The 26,329-nt window shown below is 60.9% G+C and carries 18 protein-coding genes; 11 read left to right on the forward strand and 7 right to left on the reverse strand.

Translation table 11 applies throughout. The features are described 5' to 3' along the window. Positions 1-568: 568 nt before the first annotated feature. Positions 569-3,085 carry an LptF/LptG family permease gene (locus tag VJ464_06565; GenBank protein ID HKQ04776.1) on the forward strand — a complete coding sequence of 839 codons (2,517 nt, stop codon included), beginning with the start codon at positions 569-571 and terminating at the stop codon, positions 3,083-3,085. Positions 3,086-3,127: 42 nt separating this feature from the next. Here VJ464_06565 and nudB read toward each other — a convergent pair whose 3' ends face one another. Further along, complete coding sequence (nudB, locus tag VJ464_06570; protein HKQ04777.1) at positions 3,128-3,577, reverse strand: dihydroneopterin triphosphate diphosphatase; 450 nt, start codon at positions 3,575-3,577, stop codon at positions 3,128-3,130. 170 nt (positions 3,578-3,747) lie between these two features. Continuing rightward, on the reverse strand, positions 3,748-4,056 hold the full coding sequence (locus VJ464_06575) for an HU family DNA-binding protein (GenBank protein HKQ04778.1): 309 nt from the start codon (positions 4,054-4,056) through the stop codon (positions 3,748-3,750). A gap of 478 nt (positions 4,057-4,534) precedes the next feature. Here VJ464_06575 and VJ464_06580 point away from each other — a divergent pair, with 478 nt between their 5' ends. Beyond that, the gene (locus tag VJ464_06580) at positions 4,535-5,473 is read left to right on the forward strand and encodes a thermonuclease family protein (protein HKQ04779.1); all 939 of its coding nucleotides are present in this window, start codon (positions 4,535-4,537) and stop codon (positions 5,471-5,473) included. A gap of 280 nt (positions 5,474-5,753) precedes the next feature. Next, a complete protein-coding gene (locus VJ464_06585) occupies positions 5,754-6,512 on the forward strand; it encodes a D-alanyl-D-alanine carboxypeptidase family protein (GenBank protein ID HKQ04780.1) in 759 nt (252 codons plus the stop codon). Between the two features lie 102 nt (positions 6,513-6,614). Here the strand turns inward: VJ464_06585 and VJ464_06590 are convergent, their stop codons facing one another. After that, entirely contained in the window at positions 6,615-7,217 is a 603-nt protein-coding gene (locus VJ464_06590; GenBank protein ID HKQ04781.1) for a BON domain-containing protein, read from the reverse strand. A 168-nt stretch (positions 7,218-7,385) separates the two neighbouring features. On the opposite strand from VJ464_06590, the gene VJ464_06595 reads away from it, so the two are divergent. Further along, entirely contained in the window at positions 7,386-9,173 is a 1,788-nt protein-coding gene (locus tag VJ464_06595) for a glycoside hydrolase family 3 N-terminal domain-containing protein (protein HKQ04782.1), read from the forward strand. Positions 9,174-9,241: 68 nt separating this feature from the next. Continuing rightward, positions 9,242-9,649, forward strand: coding sequence for a DUF2203 domain-containing protein (locus tag VJ464_06600; protein ID HKQ04783.1), 408 nt, complete (start codon positions 9,242-9,244; stop codon positions 9,647-9,649). A gap of 117 nt (positions 9,650-9,766) precedes the next feature. Here the strand turns inward: VJ464_06600 and tatA are convergent, their stop codons facing one another. Next, the gene (gene tatA, locus VJ464_06605; protein ID HKQ04784.1) at positions 9,767-9,964 is read right to left on the reverse strand and encodes a twin-arginine translocase TatA/TatE family subunit; all 198 of its coding nucleotides are present in this window, start codon (positions 9,962-9,964) and stop codon (positions 9,767-9,769) included. A gap of 238 nt (positions 9,965-10,202) precedes the next feature. On the opposite strand from tatA, the gene VJ464_06610 reads away from it, so the two are divergent. The 5 genes from VJ464_06610 (at position 10,203) to VJ464_06630 (ending at position 20,815) form a co-directional block, all read left to right on the forward strand. Beyond that, on the forward strand, positions 10,203-12,878 hold the full coding sequence (locus VJ464_06610; GenBank protein ID HKQ04785.1) for a DUF3616 domain-containing protein: 2,676 nt from the start codon (positions 10,203-10,205) through the stop codon (positions 12,876-12,878). Between the two features lie 212 nt (positions 12,879-13,090). Further along, positions 13,091-14,293 carry an HD domain-containing phosphohydrolase gene (locus VJ464_06615; protein HKQ04786.1) on the forward strand — a complete coding sequence of 401 codons (1,203 nt, stop codon included), beginning with the start codon at positions 13,091-13,093 and terminating at the stop codon, positions 14,291-14,293. A 93-nt stretch (positions 14,294-14,386) separates the two neighbouring features. Then, complete coding sequence (locus VJ464_06620) at positions 14,387-18,349, forward strand: GAF domain-containing protein (GenBank protein HKQ04787.1); 3,963 nt, start codon at positions 14,387-14,389, stop codon at positions 18,347-18,349. 297 nt (positions 18,350-18,646) lie between these two features. Beyond that, entirely contained in the window at positions 18,647-20,242 is a 1,596-nt protein-coding gene (locus VJ464_06625; GenBank protein HKQ04788.1) for an OmpA family protein, read from the forward strand. A gap of 75 nt (positions 20,243-20,317) precedes the next feature. Beyond that, positions 20,318-20,815 (forward strand): zinc ribbon domain-containing protein, encoded by a 498-nt coding sequence (locus tag VJ464_06630; protein HKQ04789.1) that lies wholly within the window; start codon positions 20,318-20,320, stop codon positions 20,813-20,815. Between the two features lie 17 nt (positions 20,816-20,832). On the opposite strand, the gene hemL is transcribed toward VJ464_06630, so the two are convergent. Then, positions 20,833-22,131, reverse strand: a complete 1,299-nt coding sequence (gene hemL, locus VJ464_06635; protein HKQ04790.1) for a glutamate-1-semialdehyde 2,1-aminomutase — start codon at positions 22,129-22,131, stop codon at positions 20,833-20,835. A gap of 312 nt (positions 22,132-22,443) precedes the next feature. Here hemL and VJ464_06640 point away from each other — a divergent pair, with 312 nt between their 5' ends. Then, on the forward strand, positions 22,444-24,231 hold the full coding sequence (locus tag VJ464_06640) for a hypothetical protein (protein HKQ04791.1): 1,788 nt from the start codon (positions 22,444-22,446) through the stop codon (positions 24,229-24,231). A gap of 109 nt (positions 24,232-24,340) precedes the next feature. Here VJ464_06640 and VJ464_06645 read toward each other — a convergent pair whose 3' ends face one another. Beyond that, positions 24,341-24,547, reverse strand: coding sequence for a hypothetical protein (locus VJ464_06645; protein HKQ04792.1), 207 nt, complete (start codon positions 24,545-24,547; stop codon positions 24,341-24,343). Positions 24,548-24,649: 102 nt separating this feature from the next. Then, a complete protein-coding gene (hutU, locus tag VJ464_06650; GenBank protein HKQ04793.1) occupies positions 24,650-26,329 on the reverse strand; it encodes a urocanate hydratase in 1,680 nt (559 codons plus the stop codon).

A 26,329-nucleotide genomic window follows, 5' to 3' on the forward strand; every position in this document is an offset into this window, starting at 1 on the left:
GTGACGCTGAGGCGCGGCTTGGTGATCCCTATACGCGTGGGGTTCTGGCGCGTGTTATTCCACTGATGAAGAAATGACGACGGTAGTTTTAGCTACCGCATTCCTCTTTGTCAACGGGCGCGGGGAATTCGAGCGCGAAACGGGCTGCGCGCTGGTGCTGCGAATGACATCGAGCTGGCGTGGGTTAGAATCTTGCCTTTATTTATGCCAGCTATGGCACCAGCGTGCCGGCTCAATTTGATGTTGCGTGGCGCAATAGTTTTAGAGGCGGCGACTGTCTGTGTCAATAGTCAAAGGGGCGCAGCCTTCGACGGCCACAGTTATTTGTTCGCCTTGAACCGGCTCACCTGCCAGATGCCGCGAGCAACCGGCGGCATGAGGGCTTGATGGTGCCTGACCAGAGTCTATTCATTCTCGAATAACCATTGGGGATGAACCGCCAAGACGCCAAGACCGCCAAGAGAACGCCGAGCTTTTCTTGGCGGTCTTGGCGTCTTGGCGGTTTAAGTCCGGAGAATGAATAGACCCTGGGTGCCTGACAGGCATTCTTGCTGCCGTCATGAGGCGCGTGATAGACTCGCTGGTGATGTTGCGCCTGATTGATCGCTACCTGATTCGCGAAATCGTCCCGTACTTGCTGCTCAGCTTGCTGCTGCTGACGGCGATCATCTTTTTCCATGAAGCAAGCCGGTTCTCGGAGCTGCTGGTCGTCGCCTCGCGAAATGGGCTGCCGATGCAAGCGATTTCGCGGCTGCTGACGGCGCTAATCCCCGGAATCCTGGTCTTCACGCTGCCGATCTCCTTGTTGATGGGTGTGCTCGTCGGCATGGGCCGAATGTCAGGCGACAGCGAAATCATCGCGCTCGGTGCCAGTGGCTTACCGCGCACGCGCATGCTGCGGCCCGTCATGGCCGTCGGGCTAATCGTCACGGCCATCATGCTTTACCTGACTTTTTCATGGTTGCCGCGAAGCATAAGACAGCTCACGGACTTGAAGTCGAACCAGAGCCTCGTCTTTCAAGGGTTGAACACCGAAATCAAGCCGCGCGTCTTTGAGGAAAGCATCCCGCAAAAGGTTCTCTATATCGAAGAGATTGACCGGGCGCGCAATCAGTGGCGCAACGTCTTCCTGGTTGACCTCGGGCAAGACCCTTCCGAGATGACGATTGTCACGGCCAACTCAGGCGCGCTGCGTCAAGGCGCGCGCTCGGATATGCCTGAGCTTTACCTTGAGAAAGGCATGGCTCACCAGACGGCACGGGTCGCCGCCCCCGACGCGGAAGCTGAAAGCAAATCCGCCAGTCATCCGAAAGAATCGCGCCCCGCGGCGACTGCCGATGCGGCGACGGCGAGTGCCGACGGCGAATCACGCGAAAAAAGAAAGAAGAATCTACAGGAGAAATACACCACCAACAGCTTCACACAAATGACCCTCGGCATCGAGGCGCCGAGCGATAACAAAGACGACATGGGGCTCGACAGAGAGGCGACCGCGGTTGAAGAGATGACCTGGAGCCAGCTCGTCAACTTCACGCCGGCCCCGGCGGACGAACGCCCGTGGCGCGCAGAGATTCACCGGCGGCTGGCGCTGCCGACGGCTTGCCTGGTCTTTGCCCTGCTCGGCGTCGCCTTTGGCATCAGCAACGTCAGGACGGGCCGCTCCTTCGGCCTCTTTCTCGGCCTTGCCTTTACCATCAGCTATTACCTCCTGGCCTTGTCCGGTCAGCACGCCGCCGTCGTCGGCAAGCTGCCGGTTTGGCTCGGCATCTGGCAAGCGAACATCGTTATGGGCGGGCTCGGCCTGCTGGTGCTGGCGCTGCAAAGGCGGCCCGGTGCCGACCCGCTCGCCCTGTTGCGCAGCCTGCGCTACCTGTTGCCCGCACGCGCCCCGCAGAATGGGGATGCCGGCAGCCCCGCGCCTGTCGGGAATCAGCCAGCTCGCCAGCGACCTGCCGGCAATAGCGGGGGGCGGCGCGCACCACGTCTGCGCTTGCTTCAGTTGCTTGACCGGCTAGTGCTTTCAGACCTCATGCGCTTTTTCGTCTTCATCCTCGGCGGTGTTTCAGCGCTTTTCCTGATCATCACACTCTTTCAACTGCTCGACGCCATCGCTCGCAATCACACAGACTGGTCTGTGGTCATCAACTACCTGGTCTTCCTGCTGCCGATGATTGTTAACTATGTGACGCCGATGGCGGCGCTGGTCGCCGTGATGGTGACCTTCGGGCTGTTGCAAAAAACCAGTCAGGTCGTCGCGCTCACCGCATCGGGCCAATCGATATATCGGATGGCGGTTCCTGCGCTGATGGCTTCGCTATTGCTATCGGCTTTCGTCTTCTTTAATCAAGATTACATCCTGCCGTTCACCAATAGCCGCCAGAACAACCTCCGTTACTTAATCCGCAAGGGCCAGGAGCCGCCGCAGACGTTTTATCAAACGACCAATCAGTGGCTCTTCGGACAGGAGTCGCGCATTTTTAACTATGCCTACTTTGACGGCAGCAGCAATACGTTTGCGCGGCTGAACGTGATTGACCTGACGCGCGAGCCGTTCGGCATTACTCGGCGGCTCTACGCGCGGCGGGCTCGTTGGGACGATGCGACCGGCGAGTGGGTTTTAGAAAACGGTTGGGAGCGCCGCTTCAATAATGATCGGACGGTCTATTACAATCCCTTCAAAGAACAGCGCGTGCAACTGGCCGAAAGGCCCGACTATTTTAAGAAGGATGTGCGCAGCTCAAGCTCGCTGACGCTGGCAGAGTTGCGCCATAAGATCGCCGATTTGCAGCAAGCGGGTTTCGACGTCCTCGACCTGCGCATCGCCCTGCAAGCAAAGATCGCCTTTCCGCTCGCCTGCCTGGTGATGGTCATCGTTGCCCTGCCCTTCGCGTTTTCGGTCGGCAAACGCGGCGCGCTGTATGGGGTCGCCATTGGCATCGCCATCGGCCTGGTTTATTGGGGAATGCTGTCGCTGTTCGAGCAAATGGGCCGCTACGAGATGCTGCCGCCGATGCTGGCAGCGTGGGGGCCGAACATGTTATTCGGCGCCGGCGGGCTGTACCTCTTCTTGAAATCGCGCACCTGACCTCGGCTGATTGATGACCGATGTGTTCGGGCCGCTCAGCGATCAACGCGGCAGGTCGGCGACGGCAGCCAGAGCGCGGCGAGTGCTCTCCCAATAGATCATCTCGACGGCCGTGTCGTAATCCACCCAGACAAACCCATCGTGCTCGATGCAGTCAATCACCACATCCCGCTTCGCCACTTCCAGGGCAAAGCAATGTTCCTCATTGTGGGTCACCCCGGGAGCATATTTGACACGCCACTGCGGCGCGATCTCGAAGACGTTGACGATGCCGAGCGGGATCAAGTCGTCGTGGCGTGCGTGGTAGCCGGTCTCTTCATAGACCTCGCGGATCGCCGCCGCGGTGTGGGTTTCGCCCGCTTCAAGCGAGCCGGTGACCGATTGCCAGAAGCCGCCATGACTTTGGACGCGGCGCAAGAGCAAGTACTCGCGGCCTCGCGGCGTTTCAGTAAAGAGAACAACCTGTACCGAGCGCGGCTGTTTGTATGACATCGCCGACTTGAGGCGCGTTGGCACTGAGCGAGAAAAGGAGCAAGAGGTACAGAAAGGAAGCCGCTCGCGGTGGCTGCGAGAATTTGGTAGCGATGAGGATGGCTGAACGGTTCAAGCGCAGCCACCGCGATACGGCTTTGCGAATCAAGCGAACGCACGGACGCGCTCGCTTACTTTTTCGGAAGCACCGAATCTTTGGCGGCCTTGGCGACGCGGAAGCGCACGACCGTCTTGGCGGCGATCTTCATGGCTTCGCCGGTCTTCGGGTTGCGGCCCATGCGCGCCTTGGTCTTCTTGACCACGAGCTTGCCGATGCCGGGAATGGTGAACTCGCCATTCTTCTTGGTCTCGCGGTAAGCGATCTCATTCAACGAATCCAGGAAAGTCGCCGCCGCCTTCTTGTTGGTGCCGGTGGCTTCGCCGAGTTCGGTTGCCAGTTGCGTTTTCGACATCTTCTTCTTTGCAGTTCCAGTTGCCATAATTAAGCTATGCCTCTTTCTCCTTCATAGAATATTGGGGTCGGCACAAATGCCGACGAGTCGCAGTGCAAGCGGTCATATCCGCGTCGTCCAGACGGCGAGGTTATGCCGCCCAAAAAGATACCCCTGCTTGGGCCGCCCCATACGAGCCAGCGAAAACAGGGGTTGACTGCGACGCGAAGATTACTACAGTCAAACGAAAGATGCAACTGGGAATCGTCAAAAATCCCAGGTTTTTTGAGGGATTTTGCAATGTGTGGCGATGGCCGAAGCGCTCACGCGCGTTGACGGCGATGGCCGCGCGCTCCAAGTGGCATCGCCGTGAGAGTCACCGTCACTTCACGACACAGTTGACTTCGCCAGAGACACGGTGCGAGAATTCTGCGTCGAGCCGGGCTTTCAAACTCCGCCCGCCACAGCGCCAGCGGCTTCCGGCTTCTAACGATTGACTGCCGTGCATCATCAGTGAGTAGTAAAGATGTTACCACTTAAGCCAACGCCATTCGCGAAAGACGATAGACCACACTGGAACATCGGTGTGGACCGCCGTCACGTCGCCATTTATATCGCCGTCGCGCTGGTCGCTGGGTTCGCCATCGGGTTCATGGTGGCGCGCGGCCTCGGGCAAAAAGAACCGCCGCAGGTGGTGCAGACAGCAACCGCTGCCGCTGCCCCGGCGCTGCCGGCGCGGGCCGCGGAGGTCGAAACGCCGCCGACCAATTTCCACAAAGTCACTCGTCTGCTTCGCGCCGACACCCTCGAAGTCGAAGGCATTGGCCCTGTGCGCATGATCGGCATCGAAACGCCCGACGGCAAAACGCCAAAAGAGATTTATGGCAAGTTCGGACAGAACGCCTTGAGCTTCGTCGAAAAGGCGGCCCTGAAGCAAGATGTCCGCCTGGAGTTTGATCCGGCCAACACCGCGCGCGCCAACAAAGACGATAACGGGCAGACACTCGCCTATGTCTTCACACGCGACGGCACGCTGCTGAACAACGAGCTGCTGCGCGAAGGGCTCGCCTTCATGCGCCCGCTCGAAGAGTTCAAAATGAGCAGTGATTTTCGCGCCGTCGAGCGCGACGCCATGCAGAGCCAGCGCGGCGTCTGGGGGTCTGGCTCCGGCAACGCGATACCTTCAACGAGCGCCGCCACCCCGGCCAGCTCCACTGACAAGCCCGGCAAAGTGGCGCCGCTTTCGCCCTCGGCCATCGGCCCGAACATTCCGGCCATCTCCTCCGCCCCGCCCCCGACGACAGAGGCAATGGTTTATGTGTCGCCCGCCGACCAGCTTTATCATAAAAGCGGCTGCGAGCTGCTCGATAAGAAAAAGCAATCGCTAGGGGTGTCACAGGCGCGGTCGAAAGGCTATCGCCCGTGCAGCCGCTGTTATCCTTCGACCTCGATGCGCGCGCCATAGGATGGTCATCGCGCATCGGCGAGATTTTTTTTATTCCTCGCGGTGAGCAAAAAGTGAGCCGGGTTACCAAGAACGGTGTAGAAATCGTCTGGAGCTGCCCCGCGACTGGATTTACAGGCCGCGGCACTTGACGCATCGTTTATACTCTTAAGCGGAAGGCCAAGCCCGCCAGCGTCATTTGCTTGAACCAGAACTAGCCCCTCTGGAAAAATCCAACGCCCTCACAGGAACCAATCACATGACTAACGAACAGGGACCGTGGTTTCGCTTACGTTTTGCCATGGCACAAGGGTTTAGGGTTTCCATCATCACCGCCGCCTGTAGTTTTGCCTTAGCCACCCAGAGCCTTGCCGCCGCATCACATAGAAGCACCGCACCGGCCAGGAGGACAGCCGCGATAAAATCGGTTCGCACCGTCCCTGTTAGCTGTCTGCCTTGCGAAGGAAGAAAGCCGAATGCAAAAAGAACCAGCAAACTGGCGAGACAAGTTCCCTGTCATCCGAAGGGCTTCGTTGATCCGAAAATTGCGAAGAGCTATCAAAAGGCGATACACGACCTCAAGCGCGACGGCATCAGGCCGCAAGTGACCAGCGCCTGGCGTTCGTCCGCGGAACAGGCACGCTTGCACCGCTGCTCTCAGGATCGCAACTGCCGCGCCCGCAATCCCGGACTGTATTACGCCTTGCCGTCCGGCCACTCGCTGCACGAGGCCGCATTCGCTGTGGATATCTCAGGCATCGCCAGCGGGCCAAAGGGCCGTAAGCAGATCACGCCGCGCGGGCGACGCATCATTAGCGTCATGCGCAAGAATGGTTTCAAATGGCGCTATGGATTGAAAGACCCGGCGCACTTTGAGGCCGACCCGACGCGCAAAGGCTATCGCAGCGTCCAGCAGGCCATTCACAAGCACCAGACAACCTGCGCGGTGAAGCTGGCGAAAGCGCCAAAGCCCGCCGGGCGCACGCAAGCCGCAACCGCCTTGCACAAGACCGCGTCGTCAAAACAGATCGCCTCGCGCCGGCGGAACTCGAAAGCCTAAAGCGGATTTCAATTGAATGTGGCGCAATCTGTTAGATTGCGCAGCGCCTAGCGCAATCTAACAGATTGCGCCACAGGGCAAACGCAATCGAAAGCCGAGCGATTAGGCCGACACATCTTCTCTGACGGTCACGCCGCTGGTGACGACAGCCCTGACGCCCGGCACCTTGCGAAACGCCTGCGCCGCGTGCCATAACTGCTCGACAGTGTCTACCGATCCGTCAAGCGACACCACCCCAGCATTGCTATCAACCGACAGCGACAGACTCTGTAACTTTGAATCGCTGTCCATCAGTTTCTGAATCTCATCCTTGATGCGGTTGTCCGCGGCGTTGACTTCCTGGCGGCGGGCTTCGGGCACGACCTGAAGCTGATTGTTGACGTTGCGCACGCCTTCGACTTTGCGCGCGACCTGCTCGGCTTCACTCCGGACTTCCGCCGTATCTACTTTGCCCGTCAGCGTGACGACGCCTTCTTTAACATCGACGTCGGTTTCATAACCGCTCGTCGGGCTGTTGGCCACTAACGCGAGTTTCGTCTTCAGCGCGATCCAGCCGTCGCTACGGGCCGCCGTGCTGGGTGGCGCGCTCGCATTCGGGTTGGCATTGCTGTTGATGGCGGCGCGGTCCGCGTTCTGATTGCGCCCGCAGGCGAGCGTCAGCAAAAGCGGGCTGATTGCAAGTAGAAGAAGTAGCTTTCGCCTCATCGTCGTTCCCCTTGAAGGTTGGCTTGAATAACGACCTGATGCGTCACAGTCAAATTATACACCCGCCGCCCGGCATCCTTCATTCGCGGTTGACCGCTGCGCGCTCGACTGACTAGAGTTATGGTTCGATTTCGATTGGCCCATAAATCTTGAAGACCAGAGGAACCCGTGCGCACGATAAAAATCGCCCTGCTTGCCCTGCTCATCCTGAGCGTATCGAATGTCTTTGCCGCGCCGCTGGCTGACAATCACCAGAAAGCCAAGATCAAATCGCCTGCCGCGACCACATCGTGGGCCGAGACGACGCTGGCGTCGCTGACGCTTGATGAAAAAATCGGCCAGTTAATCATCCCCGCGACGGTCGGCATGTTTTTGACGGACACCAGCGAGGCTTACCAGCAAATGCGCCGCGACATCACAGAATTTCACGTCGGCGGCTATCACCTGCTCGGCGATGTCAACGCCATGCACGAGCCTGGAGGCGTCGCCCTGCTGCTCAATCAGTTACAACAATCGGTGAAGGTGCCACTGTGGTTTACGGCGGACTTCGAGGGCGGGGCCGGTTATCGCTACATTGGCGCAACCCGCCTGCCGCGCGCTATGGCGATGGGCGCGACCGGCAATCCCGATCTCGCGTTTCAAGCCGGGCGCATCACGGCTGAAGAGGCGCGCGCCATCGGCGTTCACGTCAACTTCTACCCGGTCGTAGACGTCAACAACAACCCGCGCAATCCCATCATCAACATCCGCTCGTTCGGCAGCGACCCGCAACTGGTGTCGCGCATGGCGCGCGCTTACATTCGCGGCGCGCAATCGGCGGGCGTGATGGCGACGGCGAAGCACTTCCCCGGTCACGGCGACACCTCAACCGATTCGCACATGGAGCTGCCGACGATTGACATCGAGCGGGCGCGGCTGGACGCCATCGAGCTGCCGCCATTCCGCGCGGCCATCGAGGAGGGTGTCGGCGGCGTGATGAGCGCGCACATCGCTTTGCCGCGAATCGAACCCGAAAACCTGCCGGCGACGCTATCGCCCAAGATGCTCACCGGCGTGCTGCGCGACGAGTTGCACTTCAATGGCGTCATCTTCACCGATGCGCTCAACATGCGAGGCGTGGCGGCGCACTACCCGGAAGGTGAAGCCGCCGTGCGCTCCTTGCAGGCGGGCGCCGACATCCTGCTTTATCCGCCGAGCGTCGAGCAAGCCTTCAACGCCGTCAAACGCGCCGTCGAATCGGGCGTCATCTCTACGGCGCGCATCGATCAGTCAGTCCGCAGAGTGCTGGCCGCCAAGCAGCAACTCGGTCTTGATAAGAACCGGCTGGCTGACCTCAGCAAGCTCGGCCAGGTGCTGGGCTCGCGCGAGCATCAGCAGACGGCTCAACAGATCATCGATAGCGCGGTGACCCTGGTGCGCGACGACAAGAAAGCGCTGCCGCTCAAGCTCGCGCCGGAACAGAAAGTCCTATTCATCAGCCTCGTAGACAACCAGGATGGCTGGCAAGGCAGTGTGCCGGGCAATGTCTTTTTGCAGGGCCTGATGAAACGTCACGCGCGCACGACGAACGTTTTTGTTTCGGATAAAACTTCGCCCGCTGAATTCGATCTACTGAGGAAGCTGGCCAGTTTTTCCGACATCGTCATCGTCAACGGCTTCATTCGCGTCGCCGCCTACAAAGGCTCGATTGACCTCAGCGAAGGCGAGATCAATCTGCTGAAGGGCCTTTCGGCGCTCGACAAGCCGTTCGTCTTCGTCCTCTACGGCAGCCCGTATATGCTGTCGTTCGTGCCGGAGCTGCCGAGCTACGTCCTCACCTACGAGTACTATCCGGCGGCAGAGACGGCGGCGCTTAAAGCCGTCCTCGGAGAGATTGAATTCAAAGGCCGGCTGCCGGTTGAACTGCCCGGTCTATATCCCATCGGCCACGGGCTGACGCCAACAAATGCACACTAGAAAGGCCGCCGCCGATGGCTTGACCGTGGCGGGGCGCTGGTGCAGCATAAGCTTTAGGAAAATTCCGCATGGTAGAAGACGAGCAGGAATTTCGCGTATTCACTCTTGTCGAGGCGCGCAGCTTAATTCCGACCTTGCGGCGCTTGCTGGCGCGCATGGCCAAGGCGCGCGCCCGTTTGCTCGATCTGCGGGTTGAAATCGATCTGGCGCGCGAGCAAGCACGCTATGGTGGCGGTTCGCCAGCCGGCCCGCTCTACCTAAAATATATGCTCGCTTTCACCGAAGCCATTCAGGAGATTCAGGGAATCGGCGTCCAGGTGAAGGATTTTAGCAACGGATTGGTAGACTTCCCTTACGAGTACGAAGGCCGTATTGTCTTCCTCTGCTGGAAGCCCGACGAAGACGAAATCCGCTGGTGGCACGAAACCGATGCCGGCTTCGCCGGGCGAAAAATGCTCACAGAGGAGTTCGAGTAGACTCCGCCCACCCCTCTGCATAGAGACACCTATCCGACGGCCAATCCAGCGGCGTTAGTGACCTGGCGAGTGAATTCAGTTGTTGTGAGCTACTGAGGGGAGAGACAGCTTCTTGACTTAAGTCGTGCGGCGCTCGGCTTCGTCGCGACGACGATTCTCTTCAATCTCGCGGGCGTCGTCGCCGCGAATCCCTGTCTTGAAGTTGCGAATGCCTTCACCGAGGCCCTTCGCCAAATCGGGGATTTTCCGCGAACCGAACAGCACCAGAATGATCACGAGAATGATCAGCAACTCAGGCATTCCAAGTCCGGCCATTGTCTAAAACTCCTTCAAATCCAAATTCGAATGGCTTGATTGTAGACCGCCCCACCTTGACTGTCAATGCAGTGCCTCTTTGCCGTCTGGCGCTTTCTTGCTTTTTGCCTGAGTCAGCCGCTATACTGCGCCAGTCATGGGCCGGAGGTCGGGCAAGCTGAATAAGGCTCTTGATCGCCGGTTCCAGCAATTTCTATAATTCACAAGATCAGTTACTTAAGCACCGAATTCCACCGCTATGACGCTTGAGTGTCCAAAATGTAAGTCATCCATCGCCCGCGAAGGTCAGAAGTTTTGCTATCGCTGCGGCAATGACCTGCACGATGTTTACGCGGCCCTCAATATCGAAGTCAAAGAGCCCGAAGTGAAAGATTCCGGGCGTTCGGCGAATGTCGTAAACAGCGGGCAGATGGCTAGCGCCGCGCCGGGCGCGCCACAGCACACTCAAGCTTTCGGCAGCCTCGTCAATGAAGAAGCCACCACCGAAACCGCCATCCCCGCCGCCTCAGTGCCTGCGGCCACCGCGCGGCTCTACATCCTGCTGCCGACCGGCGACGCCTATGAACGCGAGCTGACCCGGGCCGAGACACAGATCGGCAAAGGCCCGCGCAACGATCTGGTGATTGCCGACCCGGCGGTCTCTTCCGGTCATGCGGTAATCCGCGTTGAAGGTGAGCATTACACCGTCAGCGACCTGGGCTCACGCAACGGCACTTTCGTCAATGGCCAGCGCCTCGCGCAACCTCAGCGATTGGAACATGGCGACGTCATCGGCCTCGGCCTTTCCAAGCTGACCTTCCGAATGGCCGGAGCAGGTGACACGAGTACGACGCTGGCGAGCGACCGCACGCTGGTCATTCAACGGGCCGCGCCGCCGCCGCTGACCGAAGATTCGCTCGCCAATGCCGTCATCGCCGCGGGCCTTGCCTCACCAGCCGATGTCGCCCGCCTGAGACAAGAAAGCCCAGGGCGCCGGCTCTACGCCGCGTTGATCGATGGGCGAGTCGCCAGCGAAGAGAGCCTGCGCGACCTGATGAGCAGCACGTTTAAGCTGTCGACCGTTGACCTCGCCACAGCGCCTGTGGATCAAGCCATCGCCACCAAGCTGACGCCGCAGTTCGCGCGCCAGCGCCAGATGGTGGCTATCGGCCAGGAGGGCGAGCAGACCATCCTCGCCATCGCGGACCCGACCGACTCCGCCGCCCTTGATGACGCGCGCCGCGAGCTTGGCAGCCGCAATCTGGCGATTCGTCTGGCCACGCCTTCGGCTATCTTCGCGCTGATTGACCGCCTGCACGGCCCGCGACTGATCGCCGTGCTGCCGACCGGCGAACGCCTGGAGTACTTCGCCTCGCAGCCGGAGCTGGAGATCGGTAAGGCATCGCACAATCATGTCATCCTCAACGACCCGACGGTCAGCAATACCCATGCGATGTTGCTGGCGCGCGACGGCGGTTATAGCATCGTTGATCTCGGCTCGCGCAATGGCACTTACGTCAACGGCCACAGGCTCAGCACACAAGCCCATACGCTACGTCACGGCGACACCATTCAACTGGGGCAGACTGTTCTGACCTTCCGCAACCGCGCCCAGACCGTCGCCAATACGACGGCGACGCTTTCGCCCGAGGCGCTCGCCGAGATTCGCAACCGCGCCGCCGGCATGGACACGACCGCCGAGAGCGAGCTGGCGGCGGCAAACGTGCCTTCACCGCAGGCTTTCGCTCACATTGATAACCCGACGCCGCCGGCTTTCGCCGCGCCGCGGCAGGATGCGGCAGCGCCCGCCGCGCTTGCTGAAAAGGGCAAAGAGAGTGACGGCGACAAGAAAAAGAAGAAGAAGAAGAAAGGCAGCGACGAGCGCCTGAAGGCAGCCTATATCAGCGGCATCAGCCGCATTCTGGCGCAAATCTTCGCCGTCGTACTTTCAGTCGGCCTGGCGCTTTATATCACCTCGCGCCAGATGAGCGGCAACCAGCCGAAGATTGAAACCAACTCCAAGGGCAAGGCCAAGCTGAAAATCAAAGAAGGCGGCGGCACAGCCTTTCGCGGCGCGCCCGCTGGATTCGAGCCGTCCGGCGTGGTCGCCGTGCCTGGGACTGATGGCGTGCTGATCGTTGACGATAGCCGCCCCGGCGAAATCTTCTGGATGCAGGTTGACGCCGCAGGGCAACAGGCGGGCGACCAGCTAAAGACCATCCCGCTCGGCGCCACCGTCGAAGACGCTGAGGGCATTACCACCGATGGCACCTACTTTTACATCATCGGCTCGCAATCCAAGGTCGACGCCGGAAAGGCAGGCGGCCTCTTACGCTTCACCTTTGACGCCGCCTCGCAGACGGTCACCAAAGCCGAGACCATGAGCGGCCTGCGCGAGTTCCTGATTCAGAAGGTGCCGGAGTTGAAATCCTTCGCCGACGTCAAAGCCTCGGACGGCGGCTTGAATATCGAAGGCATCGCATGTGATCCCGACCCGTTACAGCGTCGCCTGCTCCTCGGATTGCGCTCGCCGCAGGTCAACAGCAATGCGCTGCTCGTTTCATTGAAGATTCCCGACCCAAATCAGCCCTTCACCGTCGAAAGCCTGCAACTGACTGCGCCGAGTGTCATCCAATTATCACTCGGCGGGCTGGGCATACGCGACATTCAATACGACAGCCGCCTGAAGGCTTTTCTGATTATCTCGGGCGCCCCCGAGCATCACGAGAAAACCGCCTTCACACTTTGGGAATGGAATGGCGACGCCGACCAGTCGAAGACGGAAGCCCGCCCGCGCGAAGAGACCGGTCTTGACGCCCGGATGAAACCCGAAGGCGTCACCTATGTGCGGGCCGCCGGCAAGGATTTCATCTTCATCGTCGGCGACGCCGGCGGCTACAGCAAATACGATTACAACGAGGAGCCAGCGCCGTAGAGCGATGGCGGCGAACCTGTTGCGATTTATAGAAAAAGTGTTGCCAAGTAAGCGCGTTCTGTACTATCATCCACGCGACCCCCAAAAAGCTTAGGCTTTTGGACGCATCCAAAAATAACGAACCAAAAAATTGCTGCCTCCCCTCACTACCAACGCAGTAGTGATCCTCACCCCCAAGTGGACACGGTGATTCTTGGACGGAGGTGCAGGTAATGGCCGACCCAGCCGATATGCCGCTAAGTCTCGACTCTGGAGCGCCCGGGCGCATCCTCATCATCGATGATGAGCCCTATGTGTTGAGCGTGCTCTATACACTGCTCGCCAAACGCTACGATTGCAACACCGCGACCAGCGCGCTCGACGCGCTCGAACGACTCAAATCCGAAACTTATGATTTAGTGCTGTCGGACATCATCATGCCCGGAATGAGCGGGCTTGAGCTGCTCAGCGAAATCACGCGCCTCAACCGTCACACCGTCGTCGTGCTGATCAGCGGCAACCTCAACATTCAGAGCGCCATCGAGGCGATGCGGCGCGGCGCGTATGATTACGTCACCAAGCCGTTCGACCTCGCGGAAGTCGAGGCCGCCGTCGCGCGCGCGCTGCGCCACCAGCGATTGTTGAAAACCAATCACCTTTACGAGCAACACCTGCAAGAGCTCGTCCAGGTGCGAACCAACGAATTGACTGCTGCGAATGCCAACCTCAATCAGGCGCTCGAAAAACTCTTCCTGAATTATCGCGCCACGCTCAGGGCGCTGGCGACGGCGCTGGAAGCGCGCGACGTCGAAACCAAAGGCCACTCGGATCGTGTCGTCTCCTTCTCGCTGGAGCTAGGGCGCAAGCTGGGCTTGTCGCAGGGCGAGCTGATCGCGCTGGAACAAGGGGCGCTGCTGCACGACATCGGCAAGATCGGCGTGCGCGATTCGATCCTGCTCAAGCGCGGCCCGCTGACCGCCGACGAGTGGGTGGAGATGCGCGAGCACATTAACCACGGGCTGCGGATCATCAGCGGCATCGATTTCCTGAAGGGCGCGGCGCCGGTCGTTGGCCAGCACCACGAGAAGTACAACGGCAGCGGCTATCCGAACTGTCTGAGCGGCGAGCAGATTCACATCAACGCTCGTATCTTCGCCGTCGCCGATGCCGTCGATGCGATCACCTCGGATCGTCCATATCATCAGGCGCGCTCATTTGAAGCCGCGGTTGAAGAGTTACTGCGCTGCGCCGGCACCCACTTCGACCCTGAGATCGTCAAAGTTTTCATGTCGAAGCCGATCAGCTTCTGGAGAGAATTGCGCGAGCAAGCCAACGAGCCGGGGCGGGCCTATGATGATCAATTGACCGAGGCCGATATCGGCTTCAGCGTCTTGACGATTACCGGCACACGGCTGACCGGCAACCGGGCGATATAGCCATAGTTTTCCGTGGTCATTTGTCCTTTGCTCTTTCTCAGCCGACCAATGGCCAGGGACAAGTGACGAAGGGTAGCGATATTGTTAGATCGAATGTGGGAACGACTAGGCCGCAAACGCCACCAGACGGATTATTGTGCGCTGGTCGAAGGCACGGTGACGCTGGCGCGCTCGTCCCCGGATTCGCAAACCTTGCTTGCCGGTCTTGCAGACCATCTAGCCCGGACGCTCGCGCCGCTTCGCCTGGTCATCTTGCTCAAACAGGATGATTGGAGCTGCGCCGCCGAGCATTCAGCGGCAGGATTGAATGCCGCTGCCCGCGAACGGCTGTGTGCAATCGAGATCGAGCTTGCGCGTCGGCTGGCGCACGAGAGAGCACCCATCGAAGTCGATCTGGCTGAGCTGGATTCGCCGCTGAGAGCGAACCTTCAGAACGTCTCTGAAAACCTTCCTGCCGCCCTGAAAGGCGGGCGAATGGTCTTCGCGCCATTCGTCGAAGGGTCGCGCACCTTAGGCGCAGTTCTCTTTTATCGAATCAAACATCAGCGCCAAACCGACACAGAGCGTCATGCCTTGCGAACGCTCGCGCCGGTCATCGGCTTTGCGCTCCACCATCAACAATCACTCGAACGAGGCCGCGAGGCGGTCCAGCGCGAAGAACGTACACATCATTTGCTCGCGGGCATCCGCAATGCCGCTTCCGTGGAAGATGTTCTGAAGGCTGCTGTGGACGGCCTCGGAACAACGCTGGATATGTCGCGCATCGCCATTTTCATGGGCGATAGCGACATCGCTACCGCCGACCTCGATGCGACGAGCCAATCGCTTGTGGCGCGCGCCGAATACCGCCAGAGCGCCCTGGTGCCTAGTCTGATGGGCAGCGTCCTCGACCTGAGTGATCAGGCAATCCATGACAATCTTGTCGCCGGCGATTTGATCGTCATGCCCAACACCGGCGATTGCGAGCCACACGACCGTCCGCCCTTCGTCCGCCTCGGCGTGCGCGCGCTGGTGTTTGCGCCGATTACGCGCAAAGGCCAGATGGTCGCCGTGCTGGCCCTCGAACAGTTCGACCAGCCGCGCGATTTCACCGACGAAGCACTGCGCTTAATCCGCCTGGTCGCCGTGCAGATGTCCGCGGCGATGGACAGCGTCGCTCTTTATCATGAGGCGCAAGAGAACGCCCGCCGCGAAGCGCTCATCCGGCGCATCAGCGCGGCGGTCCACAGCTCGCTAGACGCCGATGTGATGCAAACCATTGTCAACGAGCTGGGCGCGGCGCTTGGCGTCTGCCGCTGCCGGCTGGCCTTATTGCCCGACCCATTGCCTGACGCGCTTCCCATCACTCACGAATATGTCGCCGATTGTTGCACGCAACGCAAAGCGCCTTTCGCGCATGTGCCGACGATCAACAATCCCATGCTGCAAACGCTACTGACTGCCGACACGCCGGTGGTCGTTGGAGACCCGTTCAATGATCCGCGACTGGTGGCGGCGCACCGCCAGTATCGTGAGTCCGAAGTGAAATCGATTATGTTCGCATCGATTCGCTCTGGCGGTCGCCCAATTGGCGTCTTCAGCATTCTGCATTGCGAGCATCAGCACCAGTGGACGGCGAGCGAGATTGCTATCGCGCAGTCGGTCGCCGAACAAGCCGCTGTCGCCTTGCGGCAGTCCGAGCTGTACAAGGAAGTCCGCGAATCGGCGACGCGCGCCGCACTCGTCACGCAGATTATTCATGGCATCAATCAGTCGAATCGCCTGGACGAAATCTTCCCCATCGTCGCCGAGCAACTCGGTAAACATCTTTCCGTTGACCGCGTGACGATCACGCGCCGCCAGGAAGAGAGTCAGACCTGGATCAACGAATGCGAGTTTAACGAAGGCAAAGTCACCCGCTCGCGGCGCACATATCGAGATGCTGACACGGGTGACTTTAAAGGCTTGCTCGACGGTGACGTGATGCGCTGCGATGATGCGGAGAATGACCTTCGCTTGACGCCCGCGGCCAGCGCCCTGTTGAAGAAGGTGGGGACGCGCAGTTTCGTCAGCCTGCACATTGGTTTCGACGGCGAATCGCATTTAACGATCAGCGCCCTCATGCGCACAGGCCCGCGCCGCTGGACGGATGAAGAGGTCGAGTTGTTGCGTGCCGTCGCCAATCAAGTGCGCGTCGCCTTGCAGCGCGCAGAGCTGTTCGACTTGGTATCGCAAGGCAAGTTCGAATGGGAAGCGACGTTTGATGCGCTCACCGATGGCGTGTTCATCTTCGATGAGAACGGCACGCTACGGCGCGTCAACCAGACCGCCGCGGCGCTCGAAGGCGCGAGCGTCAGCGAGCTGATCGGCTGCCGCTGCTGCGACCTGTTGCAGGGCTCCGAAGGCGAAGTCTGCCGCGTCTCGCAGGTGCTACAGACGAACCGCCCGCACACCTACGAGCTGATCCCCGAACGCCTGAAACGCCCCGTGCTGGTTACCATCGCGCCGCTCGGAACCAGCTTCGAGAGCCAGATTGACGGAGAAGAGGGGGCGGCGCCACGCGGCGCTGTGTGCATCGTGCGCGAGCTCTCCGAGCTACGCGCCGCCGAGGCGGTGGCGCGCGAGCAGCGTAACTTCCTGGTCAAGCTCATCGAGCACGCCAACGATTCGATCTTCGCGCTTTCACCCAACGGGCGCTTCATCTGGTTCAACGAGCAGTTGATCCGGCAGTCGGGCTTTTCGCGTGACACACTGAAATCGATCACCTATCTCGATTGCGTGCCGGAGAGCGAAAAGCCGCTGATCGCCGAGCGTTTCCGCCGGGCGATAGCCGGCGCGGCGCAGTCATTTGAGATTCGCACATTCCGCCGCAACAGCGAATCGCGGCTAATGTTAATGACCTTAACGCCGATCTACGATGAGGGCGGCGTCACCAGCGTCCTGGCCATCGCCCGCGACATCACTGAAGAGCGCGTCGCCTCGGAGCGCGCCGCACAGGCCGACAAGCTGCGGGCGCTCGGGCAACTGGCATCGGGCGTCGCCCACAACTTCAATAACATTCTCGCGGCCATCCTCGGACACGCCCAGTTGTTGAAGCGCGAGTGGTCGGACGAGCACTTGATTGCCCGCCTCGACATCATCGAGAAGGCCGCGTTGGATGGGGCGCAGACCGTCAAGCGCATCCAGGGCTTCGGCCTGCAACCGAGCGATGAAGTATACGAAAGCTTTGACGTCAACCAGCTGCTTCAGGATTCGACGACCCTGACGCGGGCGCGCTGGCAGCACGAAGCACAGGCGCGCGGCCTGACTTACGAGGTCGCGCTCGACCTGAACAACGTACCGATGGTGCGCGGCACGGCCTCTGAGCTGCGCGAAGTCTTCGTTAACATCATTCTCAACGCGCTCGACGCCATGCCGCAGGGCGGGCGACTGCGTATCTCGTCGAAGCATAAGAATGGCTTCGTGCGCGTTTCCTTCAGTGATAACGGCGTCGGCATGACGCGCGATGTGCGCCAGCGCATCTTCGAGCCGTTCTTCACCACCAAAGGGGTCACCGGCATGGGGCTCGGCCTTGCTGTCAGCTACAGCATTATCGAGCGTCACGGCGGCGAGGTTGACGTCCGCAGCATCCCTGGGCGCGGCACCACCTTCACCATCTCGCTGCCATCGAGCCGGGCCGTCAACGGCGTCGCCAGCATCTCCGATAGCATCATGGCGAAAACGGCGCGGGTGCTGGTCGTAGACGACGACGACCGTGTACGTGACGTGCTGGTCGGGATGCTGAAGCTGGCGGGGCACGCGGCGGATTTTGCGGCCAACGGACGTGACGCGCTTGGCCGGCTTGAGCGCGAAGCCTTCGACCTGGTCTTCACAGACCTGTCTATGCCGGACGTTGATGGCTGGGCGCTGGCCGAAGAGATACGCCGCCGCTGGCCGCAACTGAAAATCGTTATGGTCACGGGCTACGCCGTACAGGCCGAAGGCGACCACCGGCGTTACCGGCTGGTCAACGACATCATCAGCAAACCGATTCGCTTTGACGACATCAACGCCACCCTCAGCCATGTGCTGGCCTGAAACCCAGGGTCTATTCATTCTCCGGGCTTAAACCGCCAAGACGCCAAGGACGCCAAGAGAACGCCGAGCTTTTCTTGGCGGTCTTGGCGTCTTGGCGGTTCATCCCCAATGGTTATTCGAGAATGAATAGGCCCTGGCCTGAAACCATCCCTTCTTGTCGCCCGCCATCCCCACTTGCTAAAATGGCTCTGGTGAAACCTCGCAACCGGATCAGCGTTTAAGTCAGGCAGCCGCCGCGTGCCCCGAACCGACCCGGCATAGCGGCTGCGCCAACTCGACGCGAGAGGAATCGTTCTTATGAAGAAAACCATGCTCCTTCCCTTCTCTATCGCTTTGCTCATCGCCTTTTCGCTATCCATCTCGATCATCGGTCAAGCACAAGGCGACCTGCGCCGCCGCACCATCGCCATTACCTATTTCAAAGACCCCGTGACCGTGCGCTTTGCAGGAACCACCCTGCGCCCGACCGCGCACGGCGAAGCGACCGTCGAGCGCTGGCGCAAGCGCAACGAAAGCGAGATCGACATTACGATTGAGAACATGATTCCCGCGTTCAATTACGGCGCAGACTATACGACCTACGTGCTGTGGGCTATCACACCTGCCGGGCAGATTGATAACCTCGGCGAGTTCCGACTGTCGGGCAGCTCGGCGCGCTTGAAAGCGGCGACGCCCTATCAGACCTTTGCGATGATCATCACCGCCGAGCCGCATTATCTGGTCAAGCTGCCGTCACGCCAGGTGGTGCTGGAAAACCTTGCGCCTTCGACCGCCAAGGTTCAGGTGCAAACCTCTGAAGTCTATTTTACAGGCGACGCCGGCAACTTTTATAAAGACAACACCGTACCCGAAGTCGCCGAGCGCGCTTACAACAAAACCCCGGTTGAGCTGTTGCAAGCGCGCCGCGCCGTGCAGATTGCCCGGCTGGCAGATGCCGAGCGATATGCGCCGGAAGATTTTAACCAGGCCGTCAACCTGCTCGGCCAGGCCGAAGACCTCTACCGCCGCGGCGCCAATGTTCACGAGACGGGCCGCGTGTCACGCGATTCGATCTCGCTGGCCGAGCGCGCCCGCGAAGTTTCCGAAGAGCGCGCCGTCGCCGCCGAGCGCCGCGCTGAGATTGCCCGCCGCGATGCCGAAGTCCGCAAAGCCACCGCCACCGCCACCGACCTCGGCGAAAGGCTCTCGGATACGGAAGCGCGGCTCAAAGCCGCCGAGCTGGCGCGTACAGATATCGGCAATCAACTGGATCGCGCCATGCGCGACGGCGCCGAAGCGCGCGCAGAGAATCGCCAGCTCCGCTCGGAGAACGACCGGCTGCGCGCAGAGGTTGACCGTCTGACGCAGAGCCTGAACGATTCGCAGGCGAAGATTCAGGAGTTGCAGTCACAAAACTCCGCGGCATCCGCGAAGCTCAACGAGAACACCTCGCGCCTTGATGCCATCGAACATGCCGAGCGCGAACGCCGCACTGTCGAGGCCCGCCGTCGCAGCTTTGAAGAGTTGCGCGCTTCGGTCGGCGGCATCCTGACGATTAAGCCGAACGCTAACGGTTTTGTCGCCGTCATTCCCGACACCCTGTTCATCACCAACCAGCCGACGCTGCACCTGCGCGCCAAAGCCAAGATGGAGGCGCTCGGCCAGGCGCTGGCGGCACACAAAGAGATCGCCGTGTTCACCATCGAAGGCCACGCCGACCAGCGGGCGAATGCGGACGAATTTGCAATGGCGCGCGCCCAGGCGGTTGCCGATTACCTGGCGGCATTCGGGTTGCCGAGCGCAAATTACAAAGTTGAATCAAGGGGCGCGACGATGCCTGTGTCAACTCAGCGCACGCTTGCGGCGAGAGCCGCAAACCGGCGCGTCGAGCTGGTCTTCGTCAGCCCGAATTAGTTGCAGGGTTCTTCGCTGATTGCCAAGTCCCGTCTTTGCGTTTATGCTTCGGTGAAAAGGACGAGGTGGAAAGCTATGTTTTGCCCGAACTGCGGATCGCAGAACGCCGATGGGACGACCTACTGCCGGACGTGTGGCTCGAACCTCTCGCTGGTGCCACAGGCGCTGACCGGGAAGCTGGCCGATGATCGCGATTCGCGGCGCAAGCGTCGGCGCCACCGCGAAGAAGGGCCGCCGAACCTGGCAAAAGGCTTGACCCATGCGTTCATGGGCGTCGGCTTCTTCATCGTTGCGCTTGCCATCTTCTTCAGCCCCGGCGGACGCGGCTGGTGGTGGGCCATGCTCTTCCCCGCCTTTTCGCTGCTCGGAAAAGGCATCGCCGAAATCGTCAGCGTGCGAACCGCCATGCAGCATTTGCAGAACCATCCGACAACCAATGCCATGCCGCCGCGCCGGCAGACCGGCGAGCTGCCGCCCGAGCCGCAGGGCTATACGCTGCCCCCGCCCAGTGTCACCGAGCAGACGACGAGACATCTCGACGCGGACAAAGATCGCTACTCGCAACGCAGTTAATCAACCGACCGCGCGCCTCAACCACGCAACGACGGCATCGCACGCCGAGCGGCTTCGACGGTGCGCTCAATATCCGCGTCGCTGTGCGCGGAGCTGACAAAAGCGCATTCGAACTGCGACGGCGCTAGATAAATGCCGGCTTCGAGCATGGCGCGGAAGAAGCGCCCATAACGCGCCGTATCCGCCCGCTTCGCCGTGTCCCAGCCCGTCACCGGCGCTTCACTGAAGAAGGCCGTCAGCATTGAGCCGACGCGATTGACAGTCGCCGCAACGCCGGCCTCGCCCGCCGCGCCGCGCAGCCCGCGTTCGAGCAGGGCGCTGCGGCGCTCAAGCTCGGCGTACGGATTGGTCTCGCGGATCAATCGCAGCATCGCCAAACCGGCGCTCACCGCCAGCGGATTCCCCGAAAGCGTTCCCGCCTGGTAGACCGGGCCGAGCGGCGCAACCACGTCCATCACTTCACGGCGACCGCCGAAGGCCCCGACAGGCAATCCGCCGCCAATGATCTTGCCGAGGCAAGTCAGGTCGGGCTTGATGCCATAAAGCGATTGCGCGCCGCCGTGCGCGACGCGAAACCCGGTCATCACTTCATCAAAGATCAGCAACGCCCGGTGCGCCGAAGTCAGCTCGCGCAGGCGTTCGAGATACCCTGCGGCGGGCGGCACGCAGCCCATGTTGCCGGCAATCGGCTCGATGATGACGCAGGCGATTTCATCGCCGCGCTCGGCAAACGCCGTGGCCAGCGCGGCTTCGTCGTTATAGGGAATCACCAGCGTGTGGCGCGCAAAATCGGCAGGGATGCCCGCACTGTCGGGCGTCCCGAAGGTCGCCAGCCCGGAGCCGGCTTTCACCAGCAGGCTATCGTAGTGGCCGTGATAGCAGCCCTCGTATTTGACGATGAGATCGCGGCCCGTATAGCCGCGCGCCACGCGAATGGCGCTCATGGTCGCTTCGGTGCCTGAGCTGACGAGGCGCACTTTTTCGATGGACGGCATGACGCGGGCGATCTCTTCGGCTAGATCGATTTCGATTTCGGTCGGCGCGCCAAAGCTCGTGCCGCGCGACGCGGCATCGCGCACGGCTTCAATGATCGCCGGGTGCGCGTGTCCCATCAGCATCGGCCCCCACGAGCCGACGTAATCGATGAGGCGGTTGCCATCGGCGTCGGTAACGGTCGCGCCTTCGGCTTCACGGATGAAGAGCGGCTCGCGGCCCACGGCGCGAAAGGCGCGCACGGGGCTGTTGACGCCGCCCGGTATCACGCGCTCGGCGCGCGCAAAAAGTTCGGATGATTTCGTGCTGTCGAGGTTGCTCATCGTTTTTCCATTGAAGCACACAACCGCGGTTGTCTCAATATTCGCAGGACTTGAACCGCCAAGACGCCAAGACCGCCAAGAAAAGACAGAGTGCTTCAGGTCCTCTTTGCGTCCTTTGCGTCTTGGCGGTTAATTCTCTGCGCGTCATTTGTCACACGCCGCCGGATTCGCCTATAATCCCGCTTCACCGTGACACTACTAAAGAACAAGCGCGATCTGTTTTGGGTTGCGCTGATCGCAGCATCATTCGCCTTTGGCCTCGCAGTCTCGTGGCAACGGTGGGGCAACCCGCTGGTTGATTGTGGGCGCGAGATGAATCAGCCGCTGCGCCTGGCCGGCGGCGAGATGCTCTATTCCGATGTCCGGCATATTTACGGGCCGCTTTCACCCTACCTGCACGCGGCGCTTTTCCGCCTCTTCGGGCCGTCGCTTAACGTGTTGTATGCCGATGGCATCATCACGGCGATGTTGATCCTGGCGCTGGTTTACTGGCTGGCGCGACAACTGATGAGTCCGAGCGCCGCCGCCGCCGCGACCTTGAGCGTGATGTGGCTTTGCGCCTTCAAGCAAGCCGGCAATTACATTCTTCCCTACTCGTACGGCGCGTTGCATGGCTCGGCGCTCGGACTGGCAACCCTGGCGTTGCTGGTCGCCACGCTGCGCGGCCACTCTCAATGTAAAGCGTCAAACGAGAGTCCTCCTCGGCGACCATCGGTCGTCGGTCGTCGGTTGACGATGGCCTTCCTGTGCGCCGGCCTGCTTGCCGGCCTGGCGACATTGGCGAAGACGGAGATGGGGCTTGCGGCGCTGGCCGCAGGGGTGACGGCGGCTGTGCTTGTCGCCTATCCGAATCTCTGGCGCAGCGCAAGGCTCGCGGCGATCTTCCTCGCCCCTGCGCTGGTGTTGACCGTCGGCGTTTACGCCTTCTTTGCGACGCGCGTCGGCTGGCACACCCTGTCGGCGGAAAGCTGGCTTTTTCTGCGCAACCTCGCGCCCGAGCTGGTCTACTTCAACAAGCGTGTGTCGGGTTTCGACCGGCCCATCGAGTCGGTGATGCAGATGCTCGGGGCGACGCTCAAGCTTGCGGGGCTTGCGGCGATGATCGCGGCCATCAGTTGGATCATCACGCGCATGAGACGTGAGTCCCAGGCCAGTCATGTGGCTTTACCGAAGGCGCGAGTCACGGACACGGGCCGCGCCAGTCCGATGCAACTGTGGGGGCTGCTCGGCGCTTCGGCGACAGCACTGCTGCTGCTGCCGCTTGTGGCTAACCTGGATTGGGACAAGGGGCCTTATCTGGCGATGCCGCTGTTGCTCGCCATCTTTCTCGTCATCATGCTGATACGCTTTCAGAAGTCGGCAATGACAGCATCGGCGAGCCCGCAGACCATCATCTTGATCGTCTGCGCCGTCTACGCGCTGGCGAGCCTGGCGCGCGTCATCCTGCGCGTTCGCAGTGGCGGCGCGTATAGCTCTTACTTGATGCCCGCCTCTGTCATCATGTTCACCTATGGCTGGGCACAGCCGTTTGGAGCGATCTTCAAAGACCGGCGGGCGCGGCAACTGGCGCGCAGCCTCGCCATTGGCTTGATTCTCGCTGACATCGCGGTAACCGCAGGGTTGTTGGCGCACCGCTTCCGCAGCCGCAACACAACGACCATCGCCACGGCGCGCGGGACGATCATCGCCGTGCCGGACATCGGGCAGGCGTGGAATGAAGCCCTCAGCTACATCGAGCAGACCACCTCGCCCGCGGATGCCATCGCGGTGATGCCTGAAGGCACTTCGCTCGATTTCTTCAGCGGGCGGCGGAACCCTTTGCGCGAAGAGATCACGACGCCGGGTTTCTTAGATGAGGCAGGAGAAGCGCGCGCCATTCGCCAGTTGCGCGATTCGGACACGAAGCTGGTCTTGTTAACCAACCGCCTAACGTCGGAGTTTGGTGCCGCCGTCTTCGGGCGCGATTACTGCCAGAGTTTGATGCAGTGGGTCGAAGCGAACTATGAGCCATGCGCCATGTTCGGCCCGGATAAGAATCCCGATTTACAGATCGGCGACCGGACGTTCTTTATCCGTGCCTACTGTCGCAAATCGAAGTGAGCCGCTTCACTTCAAGCGGCAGCGGCATGTGCCCGTAGCGCAAGGCGGTTAGCTTGCGCGAGGCGCTGCGCAATCTGACAGATGGCGCTACAGCCGATTGATAACCGCGCTAGTAGACTTCGCCACCGCCTTCGGGCTGATGCGGAGCCGTGCCGGTGTCGGGGCCGAGGTCGCTACTGCTGACAGCGTCACTGCTGCCGCTGGCCCTGCCCGGGCCGCCGCTGACGACATCGCTGCCGTCCGGCTCGACAGGGTTGAGATCGGCTTGTTGATTCTCTTTCCGGTCGGGGTCTTTTCTATCTTGAGGTTCAGACATTTTCGCTCCTCCTAAGTTAGACTCTGCACAGAATGTTCGGCAGAATTCCTGCCCGGCTCCAATCCACCGGCCTGCGCGCGCCGCCTTCTTTTTCCACGACGGTCACGAATCTGCGCGCCGCTCTGAAGGTTCGAGGCCGGGAACCTTGATGCCCTTCTCTTTCGCGGTGCGCGTCGCTGCTTCATAGCCGGCGTCAACATGGCGAGCAACGCCGATGCCTGGATCGTTGGTCAAGACGCGGTGCAAGCGCCGCGCGCCGTCTGCCGTGCCGTCGGCGACGCTCACCTGGCCGGCGTGTAGCGAATAGCCGATGCCGACGCCGCCGCCATTATGAATCGAAACCCATGACGCGCCCGACGCCGTGTTGAGCAACGCGTTCAACAAGGGCCAGTCGGCTATCGCGTCCGAGCCGTCGCGCATCCCTTCGGTCTCGCGATAAGGCGAGGCGACTGAGCCGGTGTCCAGATGATCGCGCCCGATGACGATGGGAGCTTCGAGCCTGCCCGTCCGCACCATGTCGTTCATGGCTTCGCCGAACTCGGCGCGCTCGCCGTAACCGAGCCAGCAGATGCGCGCCGGCAGACCTTGGAACTGCACGCGGTCTTTCGCCAATCGCAGCCAGCGCGACAGCACTTCGTCATCTGGAAACAACTCCATCGCCAGTTGATCGGTCAGGTGGATGTCCTGGGGATTGCCCGAAAGCGCCACCCAGCGAAATGGCCCGCGCCCTTCGCAAAACAAAGGGCGAATGTATTCCGGCACAAACCCCGGAATCTCGAACGCGTTATCAACGCCCGCCTGTTTAGCTTGAGCGCGTATGTTGTTGCCATAATCGAACGTCACGGCGCCCATGCGTTTCAGGTCGAGCATAGCGCGGACATGCGTGGCCATCGTCTCGGTCGAGCGGGCGACGTATTCCTGGGGATTCGCTTGGCGTAACTCGTCGGCTTCTACGAGCGTCATGCCGTTCGGCACATAGCCGTTCAAAGCGTCATGGGCACTCGTCTGGTCGGTCAGTATGTCGGGGACGATGCCTCGCCTCGCAAGCTCAGGCAGCACATCCGCGCAATTGCCGACCAGCCCGACCGAAACCGCTTCGCCCCTGGCTCGCGCCTCAGCAATCAGGCGCAATGCTTCATCAAGCGTTGTCGCCCCGACATCGCAGTACCCCGTCTTGATGCGCTTCTCGATGCGCGCCGGGTCAACGTCAATGCCGAGAAAACACGCGCCGTTCAAGGTGGCCGCGAGCGGTTGCGCGCCGCCCATCCCGCCCATGCCGCCGCTGACGACGAGGCGGCCATCGAGCGTGCCGCCAAAGTGTTTCTTGGCGGCGGCAGCAAAAGTTTCAAAGGTCCCCTGGACGATGCCCTGGCTGCCGATGTAGATCCACGAGCCGGCAGTCATCTGTCCGTACATCGTCAGCCCCATGCGTTCGAGCTTGTGGAACTCGTCCCAGTTCGACCACTGGCCGACAAGATTGGCATTGGCGATCAAGACGCGCGGCGCATATTCGTGAGTTTGAAAGACGCCGACCGGCTTGCCCGATTGCACGAGCAGTGTCTCGTCGTTTTCCAGCTCTAGCAGGCTGCCGACTATCGCTTCAAAGGCGGGCCAGTCGCGCGCCGCCTGCCCCGTGCCGCCATAAACGATCAGCTCGTCCGGGCGCTCGGCGACTTCCGGGTCGAGGTTGTTCATTAACATGCGCAGCGCCGCTTCCTGATGCCACCCTTTGCAATTGAGCTGGCGGCCGCGCGGCGCTCTGATGTTTCGAGGCTTGCTCAT

It is taken from the genome of Blastocatellia bacterium (assembly GCA_035275065.1).
Lineage (GTDB): Bacteria > Acidobacteriota > Blastocatellia > UBA7656 > UBA7656 > DATENM01.

Coding starts and splice junctions, on each gene's coding strand:
- tatA (HKQ04784.1), bottom strand. CDS start 9,964: ATGGCCGGACTTGGAATGCCTGAGTTGCTGATCATTCTCGTGATCATT.
- VJ464_06645 (HKQ04792.1), bottom strand. CDS start 24,547: ATGTCTGAACCTCAAGATAGAAAAGACCCCGACCGGAAAGAGAATCAA.
- VJ464_06600 (HKQ04783.1), top strand. CDS start 9,242: ATGGTAGAAGACGAGCAGGAATTTCGCGTATTCACTCTTGTCGAGGCG.
- nudB (HKQ04777.1), bottom strand. CDS start 3,577: ATGTCATACAAACAGCCGCGCTCGGTACAGGTTGTTCTCTTTACTGAA.
- VJ464_06590 (HKQ04781.1), bottom strand. CDS start 7,217: ATGAGGCGAAAGCTACTTCTTCTACTTGCAATCAGCCCGCTTTTGCTG.
- hemL (HKQ04790.1), bottom strand. CDS start 22,131: ATGAGCAACCTCGACAGCACGAAATCATCCGAACTTTTTGCGCGCGCC.
- VJ464_06585 (HKQ04780.1), top strand. CDS start 5,754: ATGGCACAAGGGTTTAGGGTTTCCATCATCACCGCCGCCTGTAGTTTT.
- VJ464_06580 (HKQ04779.1), top strand. CDS start 4,535: ATGTTACCACTTAAGCCAACGCCATTCGCGAAAGACGATAGACCACAC.
- VJ464_06625 (HKQ04788.1), top strand. CDS start 18,647: ATGAAGAAAACCATGCTCCTTCCCTTCTCTATCGCTTTGCTCATCGCC.
- VJ464_06615 (HKQ04786.1), top strand. CDS start 13,091: ATGGCCGACCCAGCCGATATGCCGCTAAGTCTCGACTCTGGAGCGCCC.
- VJ464_06630 (HKQ04789.1), top strand. CDS start 20,318: ATGTTTTGCCCGAACTGCGGATCGCAGAACGCCGATGGGACGACCTAC.
- hutU (HKQ04793.1), bottom strand. CDS start 26,329: ATGAGCAAGCCTCGAAACATCAGAGCGCCGCGCGGCCGCCAGCTCAAT.
- VJ464_06610 (HKQ04785.1), top strand. CDS start 10,203: ATGACGCTTGAGTGTCCAAAATGTAAGTCATCCATCGCCCGCGAAGGT.
- VJ464_06575 (HKQ04778.1), bottom strand. CDS start 4,056: ATGGCAACTGGAACTGCAAAGAAGAAGATGTCGAAAACGCAACTGGCA.
- VJ464_06640 (HKQ04791.1), top strand. CDS start 22,444: ATGAATCAGCCGCTGCGCCTGGCCGGCGGCGAGATGCTCTATTCCGAT.
- VJ464_06620 (HKQ04787.1), top strand. CDS start 14,387: ATGTGGGAACGACTAGGCCGCAAACGCCACCAGACGGATTATTGTGCG.